Below are 13,450 nucleotides of genomic sequence, written 5' to 3'. Positions count from 1 at the left end.
TTAACGCCCGCTTGTAGCGAGATTCTCCGTAGGCACTTCTGTCTGATTCAGAAGTTCCTGGATGATACGCTCAGCCAAGCCCTCTTGTTGTCTGATGCGGTTACGGAATACCAGTCGGTGAGCCAGCACAGGTTCCGCCAGAACTTTAATATCATCAGGCAAAACAAAATCTCTGCCATGCAGCGCAGCCCAGGCCTGACTTGCCTTGAGTAATGCCTGAGCCCCTCGTGGACTTACGCCAAGCGAGAGCTCGGGATGTTGCCTTGTCGCTTCGGTTAACTGAATGATATATCGTAGCAAATCTTCGTTGATTTGCACTGTTTTATACGTATCCTGCGCCTTCAAAAGTTCTTCACGACTGATCACTGCCGAGAGATCATCAACTGAACGACTGGCTACCGTACGTCTCAAAATTTCTACACTCTCTTCACTGCTTGGATAACCCATACGAATTTTCATCATAAAACGATCCATCTGCGCTTCAGGTAGCGGAAAAGTTCCCTGGTTATCTACAGGGTTCTGGGTGGCGATAACGATAAATGGCCGTTCCAGCTGTCTCGTTGAACCGTCGATACTGATCTGGCGCTCTTCCATGCACTCCAGCAAACTTGATTGTGTACGCGGTGTAGCACGATTAATCTCATCGGCTAGTACAAGATTGGCAAACAAGGGGCCGGGTCGGAATTCAAAATCCCCTTCTTTTTGATTAAAAAAATGAATCCCTGTTAAGTCCGAGGGCAGCAAGTCCGGTGTAAACTGTATCCGCTGGAATGTGCAGTCCAATGAAGAGGCTACCGATTTGGCTAGCATCGTTTTCCCAGTACCCGGTACATCCTCCAGCAGCACATGTCCTGACGCTATGATCGCTGTCATCACCAGCTCTATGGTATGCTGTTTTCCCACAATCACTCTTCCCACATGATCCATCAGTTGTTGATTCATTCGTTCCATTCCTTGGATTTCCATCTGCATCTCATCCTTCCGTTATGGAGCTTATGTATTCGCATTCATTACTAACTATAACCCTTATTGGCAACATAAAACAAAGGAGTTGGCAAATGGCCAACTCCTAGACTCCCCGCTTTTCTCAATATACCAAGGGTAACATAATCATAAACCGCGTGCCTTCGCCCTTTTTGCTATCCACAGAGATGGTGCCTCCATGATTCTTGATGATTCGGTAACTCACCGAAAGTCCAAGCCCCGTTCCGCTCTCCTTGGTCGTGAAGAATGGATCAAACAGACGTACAAGCGTGTTATGGTCCATCCCATGACCGTTATCCGCGATGGAGATCTGCACGAACTTGTTTTCAGTGGCGGTAGATATTCGAATTAGACCCGTGTGTTCTTCGCCGACTTCCTCAATGGCATCCATTGCGTTTTTCACCATATTCAAAATAACCTGCTTAATCTGTTTGACATCAATGGATACATTCAGCGGGGCATCCCCTTCATCCAGTACGATCTCGCATCCCTTCATCAACCCTTCGCTTTCGGTCAGCAAGACCACCTCTTTGAGCAAAGAGTCGACGGACATCACGGTCTTCTGTGGAGCTGACGGTTTGGAAGAATTCAAAAATTCGTAGATGATGTCATTCGCCCGATCAATCTCCGTCAGTATGATTCGAGCGTACTCGTCTTTGCCGAGCTGCAGCAAATGGGGCCTGAGCAGTTGGATGAACCCACGGATTGCAGTCAACGGATTACGAATTTCATGAGCAATAGATGCTGAAATTCGCCCCAGCATCGCAAGTTTGTCATTTTGATAAGCGGTCTGTTCAATTTGTTTATAATCAGATACATCTTTGACGCTGAACAAGAAGTCGCCATCCATCTGATCCCCGTACGTCACAGTAACCAGCCAATGCCTTCCGTATTCATCAATCAATTCATGATAGCGCTTACGGTGAAAAATAGTTTCCCGATAGATTCGTAAAATTTTCTTTTTCTTGAATCGGCTCATCTGTGGATGATGCAGCATTTGCATCAGGGTGCAGCCGCTCAACAGACTTCTTGGAAGTTCCAACAACTTTGCCATCTGAACGTTAATAAACGTCAATACACCGTGACTGTCAAACAACATAATACCGCTATCCAGATGTTCCAGTACATTCTCGTACTTGTTGTTATCCAGATGCACAGGCGGGAATCCATCCGTTGGTTGAGGCACTGTATCCTGAAATTCACTAATCATGTCAGGTTCCTCCTTTTCACGTAAATGATAAACTTGCCATTCGGACATCATATCATCACAGAAACAGGAAGGGCCGATTTTATTTTTCATTACCGGTGCCCTTTCGTTGGGGGGCTGAGCCGAAAATATGGATGGCATGGCCGGAACTCATGCTGGTCTATTCCCGGTAACCAACAGTTGATCCGGAAAATCATATACGTTTGTCCCATTCTGACCTTCTCCTATTCCCAAACACGAACATTTTTTGCTCCGCCTCTTTTGCAAGTCTGTTTTTATCATAGACAAGTTTATAGAAGAGAGTCAATCGGAGAAAGTGTCGAATGGAAATTATTTTAAAAAAAACCTCGAACTAGTTCCAGAATACAGCACAAAAACGAAGCCGTTTCACCCAATAGGCAAATCAGCTTCGTTTTTAATATCTTTAATTTGTGATATATCCAAGTTCATCTATAGTCCGGTCTTATTATGCTGAATTTTCAGTCTGCGCTGACTCATCACAGCTAATCGACGTTTAAGTTCGCTTTCCCACTTCTCGTCTTTGGTTTCCTTCGCGAGCCTGAGCAAATCCAGAGCCATATCAATCTGGCGCTGCACAATGACCATGGCATCCTCACTCTCACGGTTTACACAGTTTTCGAAAATCGCATCTTCATCTTCTGTTACATAATCCTGAAAATCGATCTCGGATGCACCGTCTCCATGCGCATATTCAGCGAGAATTTCATATTCATTTTCCACTTTATAATGCACCTCAACCCGGTGACACACCGGGCAAAACAGCAGGGGAACATTATGAACCTGGGTGCGGTAATGCTTCAGCGTGCCCTTCGTTCCAACCATACTTGCCCCACAACAGTAACTCATTTTTGTTCACCCTCCTTATTCGTGCCGGGACTTTTTTGATAAACATTCAATCCCGTACACTTCCAGCACTTCCGAAAAGGAATAGTTCCATCAGTGTATCACATTCATGTACAGATTATAAATGCAGAGCACCGGAATATTTACCGGGTTTCCATACCCTATTCGCCTTAAAGGCCATCAATTCCTCTTTCAACAGATAAAAAGAAGACTTTCTTCTAATATATTATTAACACGCTTAGCTGCTTGTTCAAACACTTTTGATTAACTTCGTGATAACTTCCGTCAAAAGGGTGCAAAAAGCCCTCAATCCCTAACGGGATGAGGGCTTGAACAAAAACCGTTCAAGTTAATCTTGCTTACAGGTTAGTGTCGCCTGGTTTCCAGTTCATTGCACACAATCCGCCGGATTGCAGTGCTTGCAGTACGCGAAGTGTTTCTTCAACACTACGGCCTACATCGTTGTGGTTAACCACTTGATATTTCAATTCGCCTTCTGGATCGATGATGAACAGACCGCGCAATGCTACGCCTTCTTCTTCGATCAGAACGCCGTAATCTTTAGCCACTTGCTTCGTGATGTCAGAAGCCAGCGGGAAGTTCAATTGACCCAGACCATTGCTGTCTACAGGTGTATTGATCCATGCTTTGTGGCTGTGTACGGAGTCTACACTCACGCCAAGGATTTCTGTATCCAAAGCTTTGAATTGCTCGGAAGCAACGCTCAAAGCTGTAATTTCAGTTGGGCACACAAATGTGAAGTCCAAAGGATAAAAGAAGAATACAAGCCATTTGCCACGATAATCGGACAGTTTAACGGAACCAAAGTCTTGTCCGTCTCCCGATACTGTTTCCATTGCGAAATCCGGTGCTGGTCTACCTACCAAACGTTCTGCCATAACTAAAAATTCCTCCTTTGGGATTATGTAAGCATCCTTGCGGATTGCTCATCATCAAGAAAAACGCGTACGCTTTTCCTGTAATTAAAATGATTTGATACTTGATAACAAGTACAAGTAAAATGTTATCATCCGGACTTCCCAAAGTCAAGATTATAAACATTATTTTTTTATAATCATTATAAATAAGGATTTTTCGTGGCAAAAATCATAAAGCAACAGCCCTCTGTACATTCCATAATTGGAAACAAAGGGCTGCCATGTTTTTGATCCTATAATTACGCTTGTTTCTGAATAGCCGCCACGATCAAATCGCCCATTTCGGTCGTGCTGATCGCTGTGCTCTTGTCTACAGCAATATCACTTGTGCGGTGTCCTGCGTTCAATACATCCGATACAGCCGCTTCAATGGCATCCGCACCTTCCGTATAACCAAAGGTTGTACGGAACATCAATGCCAAAGAGAGAATGGTTGCAATCGGATTAGCGAGGCCTTGACCTGCGATATCCGGTGCAGAACCGTGTACCGGCTCATAGAGTCCGAAGCTGCCCTCTCCCAGTGATGCAGATGCGAGCATACCGATGGAACCTGTCAACATCGCTGCTTCATCACTCAAGATATCTCCAAACATGTTTTCCGTTACGATGACATCGAAGCTGGACGGACGACGCAGCAATTGCATCGCGCAGTTGTCTACCAGTACATGCTCCAGTTCAACATCCGGATAATCCGGTGCTACCCGGTTCACGACTTCACGCCATAGACGGGAAGTTTCCAATACGTTGGCTTTGTCTACAGAAGCCAGCTTTTTGCGACGTCCTTGCGCAATTTCGAACGCCTGACGAACGATCCGCTCCACTTCTGTTACATTATATGCACATGTATCCACAGCCTCTTCGCCCTGTGCACTTTCACGTCTGAACTTCTCTCCGAAGTAGATCCCACCTGTCAACTCACGTACCACCATCAGATCTGTACCTTCCAGTACTTCAGGCTTCAGCGTTGAAGCATCCTTCAAACAATCAAATACGACAGCCGGACGCAGGTTGGAGAACAATCCAAGTGCTTTGCGAATACCCAGCAGGCCTGTTTCCGGGCGAAGCTCTTTGCTGTTGTTATCCCATTTTGGGCCACCAACCGCTCCAAGCAGGACTGCATCTGCACTTTTACATACGCTCAGTGTTTCTTCAGGAAGAGGTGTACCCTTCTCATCAATCGCGATTCCGCCAAACAGCGCATGTTCTGTCTCAAAACGATAACCGAATACTTCCTCCGTACGTTTAAGAACTTTCTCAGCCTCAGCTACGACTTCAGGGCCAATTCCGTCACCTGCAATAACTGCAATTTTTTTTACGTCTGCCATTGGGTTGTCACTCCTTATATTTCATTCATTATTTATTCATAAAGTAACGTCTCATATTAACTCTCTCTTTTGTATCATATTCCAAGGTCATTTGACCAAGATATACAATCTATGACTTTAATAGATTTTACCTATAAGCTAATAGAGATTAGCCTGCACAAGTTGTTCCTGACCTCCCGGTGGGGTAAAATATAGCTGAATTCAAATCAGGTACGCAGGAGGGATAAGCAACATGCAATATTCGTATTTGGGTAAATCAGGCCTCAAGGTCAGCCGAATCTGTCTCGGTACCATGAATTTTGGGCCTGCTACAGATGAAAAAGAAGCTTTCCGCATTATGGACGCAGCACTCGATGCAGGCGTGAACTTTTTTGATACCGCTAACATCTACGGCTGGGGTGAGAATTCCGGTCTTACCGAAGAAATTATCGGACGCTGGTTCAACCAGGGTGGTGGCAGACGTGAGAAAGTGGTTCTGGCCACCAAAGTCTATGGCTCCATGCATGATGATACAGACGGCCCCAACAACGAAGCTGGCCTCTCCGCCTACAAAATCAGACGGCATCTGGAGGGTTCCCTCCGCCGTTTACAGACGGATCATATCGAGCTATACCAGATGCATCATGTAGACCCAGCCGTATCATGGAATGAACTGTGGGGTGCATTTGAGAATGCCGTTCATCAGGGTAAGATCGGTTATGTAGGATCGAGTAACTTTGCTGCATGGCAGATTGCAATCGCTCAAAGCGAAGCCAAGAATCGTCATTTCCTCGGCCTGGTTTCCGAGCAACATAAATATAGTCTCAACTGTCGTTTGCCTGAGTTGGAAGTACTGCCCGCTGCCAAAGAGCTGGGCCTCGGCGTCATTCCATGGAGTCCACTGGATGGTGGATTACTGGGACGTAACGCTCTGCAGAAGCTGGAAGGAACACGCAGCGGGGGCATCGCTGGACGGATCGAGCAGCAGCAAACTCAGCTTGAAGACTTTGCCGCACTCTGTCGTGATCTCGGTGAACCACAGGATACAGTGGCTTTGGCATGGGTTGCAGCCAATCCGGCAGTGACCGCCCCGATTATCGGACCGCGTACACTGGAGCAGTTTGAGACCGCACTCAAATGTCTGGACGTGACTTTGGATGAAGCTGTGCTCAAACGTCTGGATGAGATTTTCCCGGGTCCAGGTGGACATGCACCTAATGCATACGCGTGGTAATAGCTTAATAGTGTAAGCCAATGCAATAGGTAAGCGTTGAAAAGATTTCTGTGTTTTACTGCCATAATCATATAAATACAAGCAAAAGAGTCTGACCCTCCACAGGAGAGTCAGACTTTTTACGTACCTCATTGAACGTAACAAAGTAAGCCGAACGATCTACTAAATTAATTAAATTAAAGATTAATCATTCTAGCAGCATACATGTGTCTCGGCTTATAGTTAAGTTCAATGAAGGCTGCGTGCTTCTTGCATCGGAGCCTACAGGTTAACGTTTACACGGTTCGTATAAGTCTTGCGCTTCTCAATCAATTGATTCAGGCCGTCTACATAGGCACGTGCACTTGCACCCAATATATCTGTGCTTACGCCACGTCCTTGTACCGAAACCTGATTCTGAGTCAGCACAACATGTACTTCACCCAATGCATCCTTACCATGTGTTACCGATTTGATGGAGTAGTCAGACAACGTTACGTCTTCCCCGCTTACTTGGTCAATCGCATTGTAGATTGCATCTACCGATCCGTTACCCTCTGCTTGCTTCTCAATTGTATCCCCGTCAAGCGTCGCAATGCGGACTTTGGCTGTTGGTATCGATTCATCTCCGTACGTTACGAAGATGGATTCCAGTTTATACACCTCAGGTGCATCCTGCAATTTCTCTTCAATTACGGCAAGCAGATCTTCGTCAGTAACTTCTTTTTTCTTATCAGCCAGATCTTTGAACTGGGCGAAAGCACGATTCAATGCTTCTTCTTCCAGCTCATACCCCAGATCAATCAACCGTTCACGGAAAGCATGACGACCAGAATGTTTACCCAGTACAAGTTTGCTTTCCTTCAGACCGATGGACTCTGGAGTCATAATCTCATACGTTGTTTTTTCCTTCAACATGCCATCCTGGTGAATGCCGGATTCATGTGCGAAGGCATTTGCCCCAACAATGGCTTTATTTCCAGGCACAACCATACCTGTCAAACGGCTAACCAAACGACTGGTCCGTGCAATTTCAGACAGCTGCAGCGAAGTTTTCGCCTGGAAAAATTCCTGACGTGTCTCCAGTGCCATAGCAATTTCCTCGATCGCCGTGTTTCCGGCACGTTCACCAATGCCATTGATCGTACCTTCGATCTGATCGGCTCCATTGAGAATGGCTGCAAGTGTATTGGCCGTCGCCATACCCAAGTCATTATGACAGTGGGCACTCAGCTGTACCTTTTCAATACCGTGTACATTCTCCTTGAGGTGTTTGAAAATGTTGCCGTATTCATATGGGCTCAGGTAACCAACCGTATCCGGAATATTCACAACGGCTGCACCTTCTTCAACAGCCATATTTACCATTTCCACGAGGAAATCATACTCGGTACGACCTGCATCCTCAAGTGAGAATTCAATCTTCGAGAATGTTTTCTTGGCATAACGAATCGCGGAACGAGCTGTATCCAGTACCTGCGCTTTGTCCATACGCAATTTATGTTGGCGGTGAATGGGTGAAGTCGCCAGGAAAACGTGAATGCACGGGTCCTGTGCACCTTTAAGTGCTTCCTTAACCGCATCAATGTCTTGCTCTCTGGAACGGGACAAGCCAATTACAGTCACATTTTTGACTGCATTTGCTACTGCATTGACAGCTGCCAGGTCACCTGGAGATGCCGCCGGGAAACCCGCTTCCATCCGGTCAATGCCAAGCCGCTCGAGCTGATGGGCAATTTCCACCTTTTCACGAGTGTTCAGATTGACTCCCGGGGATTGCTCTCCATCACGCAGCGTTGTGTCAAATACATAGATTTTACGCACGCTTCGCACCTCCTGTACTTGTTATTATATGTTTCTCTGAAACCAGCAATAGCGGCTCACGCATAAGCACGGCCGCTATTCCCAGTTAAAGCTCTAAGTTTACTTGAATACCTTTAAGTGCATGTTCTAGAAGTTAATGCTTACTTCTTGATCCAGTGCATCATCTCACGCAATTGTCCGCCAACCACTTCGATTGGGTGTTCAGCTTCGTTACGACGAGTTGCTGTCAGGAATGCACGTCCGGATTGGTTTTCCAGAATGAAGTCGCGTGCGAATTTACCTTGTTGGATATCCGTCAGTACTTCTTTCATTGCTTTCTTCGTATCTTCAGTTACAACGCGAGGTCCAGTTACATAGTCACCGTACTCAGCTGTGTTACTGATGGAATCACGCATGCTTGAAAGTCCGCCTTCATACATCATGTCAACGATCAGCTTCAGTTCGTGCAGACATTCGAAGTACGCCATTTCAGGAGCGTAACCCGCTTCTGTCAATGTTTCGAATCCAGCTTTTACCAATGCACTCACGCCACCACACAGAACAGCTTGCTCACCGAACAGATCTGTTTCTGTTTCTTCACGGAAGGAAGTTTCGATAACCCCTGCGCGTGTACAACCGATACCTTTAGCATAAGCCAAACCGATTTCTTTTGCTTTACCCGTTGCATCTTGCTCAATCGCGATCAGGCCTGGTACACCAAAACCTTCCACATAAGTACGACGTACCATGTGACCAGGGGACTTAGGAGCTACCAGCAATACATCGCTGTTTTTTGGAGCAACGATTTGACCGAAATGAACGTTGAAACCGTGTGAGAAGAGCAATGCAGCGCCTTCTTTCAGGTTTGGTTCGATTTCGTTTTTGTATACAGAAGCTTGAGTTTCGTCTGGCAGCAAGATTTGAACTACATCTGCGCGGCTTGTTGCTTCAGCCGGGGACAGAACTTCAAATCCGTCATTTTTTGCAGTGTCGAAGGATTTACCTTCACGAAGTCCGATGACTACGTTCAATCCACTATCACGAAGGTTTTGAGCTTGGGCATGGCCCTGGCTACCATAACCGATTACCGCGATCGTTTTTCCTTTCAATACGTTAAGCTCTGCATCCTGTTCATAATAAGTAGTTACTGGCATGTTTATAAGTCCTCCTTTGTATTGTAAAGAACCCTTCATTAATGAGCGGGTGTCTCAAGGGACCGCCTCGCTTGGAGTGTCAAAAGCATCTCTGGTCTGATCCGATCCGTTCAGACACCCGCCCATTAATGCGGGAATGTAGCTATATTTTCAAGCGTTACATCACTAAAATGTTAAATTACAACTGTTAGGGGACTGACACTCACATAAGATCAACTGTATATGTTAGCTAACCGTCGTCCCTCTTAATTCATTATAGCTTTATACGTTGCCGCGTACCAATGCAGTGATGCCTGTACGGGACAATTCGCGAATGCCATATGGCTTGAGCAATTCAATCATAGCATCAATTTTGTCCGTATCTCCAACTACTTGCACAATCAGGCTGCCTGGACCCACATCTACAACGGATGCGCGGAATGTTTCTACCACACCCAGAATTTCAGGTCGCTCGGAAGGCTCTGCTTTCACTTTGATCAGGGCGAGTTCACGGGCTACCATCGGTTTCAGGCTGAAATCAACCACTTTAATAACATCGATGATTTTGTACAATTGTTTCTCAATCTGTTCTAGTGTTTTATCGTCACCAATGGTAACAATAACCATCCGGGAGAGTCCAGGTTCTTCCGATTGACCTACTGTAATACTCTCAATGTTAAATCCGCGTCGACCGAACAACCCTGATACCCGCTGAAGGACGCCTGGCTGATCGTTTACCAATATTGAAATCGTATGTCTAATCATTCGTCAGCATCCCCCATCAGCATTTGATCAATTGTTGCTCCCTGCGGAACCATTGGATACACATTTTCATCCTTGCGTACTACGAATTCTACAACGACTGGTCCTGGTGTATCCAAAGCATCTTGCCAAGCACGCGCTGCTTCTTCTTTATTCGTTGCACGCAATCCTTTCACGCCATATGCTTCAGCCAGTTTTACAAAATCCGGGCTTCCTGCCAGATCAATGTGGCTGTAACGGTTCTCATAGATGAGTTCCTGCCATTGGCGAACCATTCCAAGTACCTGATTGTTAATGATCACAATTTTTACCGGTATATTGTTAATAGCACAGATTGCGAGTTCTTGGGAACACATCTGCATTCCGCCGTCACCGTTAATGGAGATAACGAGTCTGTCCGGATTGGCCATCTGAGCACCAATTGCAGAAGGGAATCCAAAGCCCATCGTTCCGAGACCACCCGAAGTTACCCATGAACGTGGTTGATTAAACTTGTAATACTGTGCCGCCCACATCTGATGTTGTCCCACATCCGTAGTCACAATCGCTTCACCTTTTGTTGTATCATTCAACATTTCAACAACCCACTGCGGTTTCAGCACTTCGTCTGAATCCGTATAGCTGTAAGGCTTCTCTTGTTTCCACTGTTTGATCTGGTCTCTCCATGCATCTGCACGCTCTGCACGTCCAACTTCTTTGTTGGCTATTTCAAGTACGGTCTTCACATCACCAACGATTGGAATATCGGTTGCAATATTTTTACCAATCTCAGCCGGATCAATATCGATATGAACGATTTTGGCATGTGGAGCGAATCCGTCCAGCTTGCCTGTTACCCGATCATCGAATCGTGCGCCGATATTAATCAGCAGATCCGACTGTTGGATGGCCAGGTTGGATGTGTATGTTCCGTGCATTCCTGGCATCCCTGTCCATAGTTCATGCCCACTTGGGAATGCACCAAGCCCCAGAAGGGTTGTCGTAATCGGAATGCCTGTCTTCTCAACAAACTCGAACAGTTCTTCATGTCCTCCCGAGTATACCACACCGCCACCGGCCAGAATCATTGGACGTTCTGCTTCCTGAATGGCCTGAGCCAAACGGTCAACCTGCAGTTTGTTTGGTACTGTCCGTGGATTGTACCCTCTTAATGTAACAGGTTCAGTACTCGGTTCAAATAAGGTTTTGTTGGCTGAGACATCTTTTGGAATGTCGATCAGTACAGGACCTTTACGGCCGGTGTTGGCAATATGGAATGCCTCATGAATGATACTCGACAAATCCTTAACATCTTTTACCAGATAGCTGTGTTTGGTGATCGGCATTGTAATCCCGGTAATATCCGCTTCCTGGAAAGCATCCGAGCCGATCAGGCTGGAATTAACATTTCCCGTAATGACAACCAGCGGCACAGAATCCATATATGCCGTGGCTATTCCAGTAACCAGATTGGTTGCTCCCGGCCCGGAGGTAGCGATACAAACACCAACTTTGCCGCTTGCACGTGCATATCCGTCAGCTGCATGAATTGCACCTTGTTCGTGACGGGTTAAGACGTGTTTGAAATCCTCGAAACCATACATTGCATCGTAAATGTACAACACTGCGCCACCCGGGTAACCAAATACGCAATCCACACCTTCAAGCAACAAGCTTCTCAGCAGAATCTCGGAACCGCTAATGACCTCCGGCTTCATCCATTTTTCACGTAATTCATCTGTTGATCGTACTTCTGGAATTTGAGCTCCCATTAGTCATCCTCCTCTCGGAATTTACACCATTCTGACATTTAAAGTTACAAAAAAAACCTTCCATCCCCTGCAAACAAGTTCATGCTTGCGAGGGACGAAAGGTTATCGCTTCCGTGGTACCACCCAACTTTGTCCGAAATTTCGCAATAACGGACCTTACCAGGTACAACAAAACGAATAGCTCAAACGAACATAGTCGTTTCCCATACCTGTTGTCTGTAACGCAGACATACGATTTTCCCTAATACGCGAAAGGAGTGACATCCAGTGCTTTTCAGGAAAACAGCTCCGAGGTGAGCTCGTATATAAGGGATAATGGTGGTGGTTTCAGCAATTCCAGCCACTCTCTGAGCAAAAGAGCCCTTAAAACTTCGTCCTCTTCATAGCCGATGAAATATTCTCGTTAAATGTTAGGAACATTATATGATTCCTCCAACCGATAAGTCAATACCTGTTTTGCATAAAAATTCAGAGAACCTTCCTTCCCCCCTCTTCAGCCTATAAGGTTGCCCTAATCCCAGCGCTTCATTCAGTCACCTTTTATCTTGCTTCGGGCATAGGATATACGAGCAGCACGACTGGTCCTGAAAGGAGGCTCCGCATGGTGATTCGGCAACGCACATCCAAGCTGGATGATGGCGCCATCATGAAGCTGATTGACACTCAACTTGTTCCTTTATCCCATATGAGCGAAAAGGAAATTAATAAAATCCGCAAAGAAATACCCCTGCGAATGAACAGGGGCATGACCTTTGTTGTCTCGCCGGAGCCAGACAAAGCTGCTGTGGCATTCATCCATTTTCTCATGCATGGGGAATTGCTCTATGTCGATATGATGGCCGTTAGTCCGAAAGAACAACGCAAACGTTATGGGCAAACTTTGTTGCTCAAAGCAGAGAGCTTTGCGGCATCCCGGGGTTGTCGAAGGTCTAAAGTTATGGTAGATGAAGGCAATACCAAAGGGCTTCAATTTTATCAAAAAAATGGATACAGCGCGATTCGATACATCATGATAAGCCGCTGCTACGAATTGGAAAAAACATTATAGAATGTCCTAGAAAAATCCTGGTGGACGTGGACCTGGACCATAAGGGCCGAATCCAGGACCAGGTCCATATCCGCCACCAGGTCCTCCAGGTCCATATCCCGGTCCGTAGCCTGGACCATATCCAGGGCCTGGTTTTGGTCCAGGTCCATATCCGGGACCGAAGCCGGGACCACCTCCGTAAGCATAAGGCAGTGTGGCAATAGCAAGCAGATCAAACAATACCAGTGGCAGTATCGCTTTTGTACGTACTTTTTTGCCATTCAGACGCTTCAGCACCAGTTTGTTGCCCGATACTTTCAACAGCTTTCCCGTAACCCGAGTGCCGTCTTTTTTGATTGCAACAATATTTTTGCCTATTAATTTCATCGCTTCATCACGCGTAACTTGTTGTTTCATACTTTCTCCTCCTCCTCGGATCGTTCAAAACAGTGTATTCGTCCATC

At 46.1% G+C, this 13,450-nt stretch carries 12 protein-coding genes; 2 read left to right on the top strand and 10 right to left on the bottom strand.

Annotation, left to right across the window (positions count from 1 at the left end):
• The 5 genes from MKZ13_RS09055 to leuB all read right to left on the bottom strand — a co-directional run bounded on the left by MKZ13_RS09055 (position 1) and on the right by leuB (position 5,318).
• Positions 1-966, bottom strand: coding sequence for a MoxR family ATPase (locus tag MKZ13_RS09055; RefSeq protein WP_339183471.1), 966 nt, complete (start codon positions 964-966; stop codon positions 1-3).
• Between the two features lie 121 nt (positions 967-1,087).
• Complete coding sequence (locus MKZ13_RS09050; protein ID WP_076209212.1) at positions 1,088-2,194, bottom strand: PAS domain-containing sensor histidine kinase; 1,107 nt, start codon at positions 2,192-2,194, stop codon at positions 1,088-1,090.
• 447 nt (positions 2,195-2,641) lie between these two features.
• Complete coding sequence (locus tag MKZ13_RS09045; protein ID WP_017689649.1) at positions 2,642-3,058, bottom strand: hypothetical protein; 417 nt, start codon at positions 3,056-3,058, stop codon at positions 2,642-2,644.
• A 356-nt stretch (positions 3,059-3,414) separates the two neighbouring features.
• Positions 3,415-3,954, bottom strand: coding sequence for a peroxiredoxin (locus MKZ13_RS09040; RefSeq protein ID WP_036610146.1), 540 nt, complete (start codon positions 3,952-3,954; stop codon positions 3,415-3,417).
• Between the two features lie 278 nt (positions 3,955-4,232).
• Positions 4,233-5,318 (bottom strand): 3-isopropylmalate dehydrogenase, encoded by a 1,086-nt coding sequence (leuB, locus tag MKZ13_RS09035; protein ID WP_036610148.1) that lies wholly within the window; start codon positions 5,316-5,318, stop codon positions 4,233-4,235.
• Between the two features lie 232 nt (positions 5,319-5,550).
• Here leuB and MKZ13_RS09030 point away from each other — a divergent pair, with 232 nt between their 5' ends.
• Positions 5,551-6,531 (top strand): aldo/keto reductase, encoded by a 981-nt coding sequence (locus MKZ13_RS09030; protein ID WP_221822893.1) that lies wholly within the window; start codon positions 5,551-5,553, stop codon positions 6,529-6,531.
• A gap of 261 nt (positions 6,532-6,792) precedes the next feature.
• On the opposite strand, the gene MKZ13_RS09025 is transcribed toward MKZ13_RS09030, so the two are convergent.
• From MKZ13_RS09025 to ilvB, 4 genes are all read right to left on the bottom strand, one after another.
• Positions 6,793-8,334, bottom strand: a complete 1,542-nt coding sequence (locus tag MKZ13_RS09025) for a 2-isopropylmalate synthase (RefSeq protein ID WP_076209215.1) — start codon at positions 8,332-8,334, stop codon at positions 6,793-6,795.
• 140 nt (positions 8,335-8,474) lie between these two features.
• Complete coding sequence (gene ilvC, locus MKZ13_RS09020) at positions 8,475-9,467, bottom strand: ketol-acid reductoisomerase (RefSeq protein ID WP_036669754.1); 993 nt, start codon at positions 9,465-9,467, stop codon at positions 8,475-8,477.
• A 261-nt stretch (positions 9,468-9,728) separates the two neighbouring features.
• Positions 9,729-10,211, bottom strand: coding sequence for an acetolactate synthase small subunit (gene ilvN, locus MKZ13_RS09015; RefSeq protein WP_024628317.1), 483 nt, complete (start codon positions 10,209-10,211; stop codon positions 9,729-9,731).
• Positions 10,208-11,959 carry a biosynthetic-type acetolactate synthase large subunit gene (gene ilvB, locus MKZ13_RS09010; RefSeq protein ID WP_339183467.1) on the bottom strand — a complete coding sequence of 584 codons (1,752 nt, stop codon included), beginning with the start codon at positions 11,957-11,959 and terminating at the stop codon, positions 10,208-10,210. The genes ilvN and ilvB overlap by 4 nt, the downstream gene beginning before the upstream one ends.
• Positions 11,960-12,560: 601 nt before the next feature.
• Between ilvB and MKZ13_RS09005 the strand changes: the two genes are divergently transcribed.
• Positions 12,561-13,007, top strand: coding sequence for a GNAT family N-acetyltransferase (locus MKZ13_RS09005; protein ID WP_091014845.1), 447 nt, complete (start codon positions 12,561-12,563; stop codon positions 13,005-13,007).
• Between the two features lie 6 nt (positions 13,008-13,013).
• Here MKZ13_RS09005 and MKZ13_RS09000 read toward each other — a convergent pair whose 3' ends face one another.
• Entirely contained in the window at positions 13,014-13,403 is a 390-nt protein-coding gene (locus MKZ13_RS09000; protein WP_047842246.1) for a hypothetical protein, read from the bottom strand.
• Positions 13,404-13,450 lie beyond the last annotated feature (47 nt).

Origin of the sequence: Paenibacillus sp. FSL R5-0701, from assembly GCF_037973995.1 — a bacterium.
In the GTDB taxonomy this organism is placed as follows: domain Bacteria; phylum Bacillota; class Bacilli; order Paenibacillales; family Paenibacillaceae; genus Paenibacillus.
This window is presented reverse-complemented; position numbering and strand designations above follow the sequence as displayed.

What these genes read in the sequence shown, in the direction of transcription:
- MKZ13_RS09055 (WP_339183471.1), bottom strand. Translation starts at nt 966, where the DNA reads ATGGAAATCCAAGGAATGGAACGAATGAATCAACAACTGATGGATCAT.
- MKZ13_RS09050 (WP_076209212.1), bottom strand. Translation starts at nt 2,194, where the DNA reads ATGATTAGTGAATTTCAGGATACAGTGCCTCAACCAACGGATGGATTC.
- MKZ13_RS09045 (WP_017689649.1), bottom strand. Translation starts at nt 3,058, where the DNA reads ATGAGTTACTGTTGTGGGGCAAGTATGGTTGGAACGAAGGGCACGCTG.
- MKZ13_RS09040 (WP_036610146.1), bottom strand. Translation starts at nt 3,954, where the DNA reads ATGGCAGAACGTTTGGTAGGTAGACCAGCACCGGATTTCGCAATGGAA.
- leuB (WP_036610148.1), bottom strand. Translation starts at nt 5,318, where the DNA reads ATGGCAGACGTAAAAAAAATTGCAGTTATTGCAGGTGACGGAATTGGC.
- MKZ13_RS09030 (WP_221822893.1), top strand. Translation starts at nt 5,551, where the DNA reads ATGCAATATTCGTATTTGGGTAAATCAGGCCTCAAGGTCAGCCGAATC.
- ilvC (WP_036669754.1), bottom strand. Translation starts at nt 9,467, where the DNA reads ATGCCAGTAACTACTTATTATGAACAGGATGCAGAGCTTAACGTATTG.
- ilvN (WP_024628317.1), bottom strand. Translation starts at nt 10,211, where the DNA reads ATGATTAGACATACGATTTCAATATTGGTAAACGATCAGCCAGGCGTC.
- ilvB (WP_339183467.1), bottom strand. Translation starts at nt 11,959, where the DNA reads ATGGGAGCTCAAATTCCAGAAGTACGATCAACAGATGAATTACGTGAA.
- MKZ13_RS09005 (WP_091014845.1), top strand. Translation starts at nt 12,561, where the DNA reads ATGGTGATTCGGCAACGCACATCCAAGCTGGATGATGGCGCCATCATG.
- MKZ13_RS09000 (WP_047842246.1), bottom strand. Translation starts at nt 13,403, where the DNA reads ATGAAACAACAAGTTACGCGTGATGAAGCGATGAAATTAATAGGCAAA.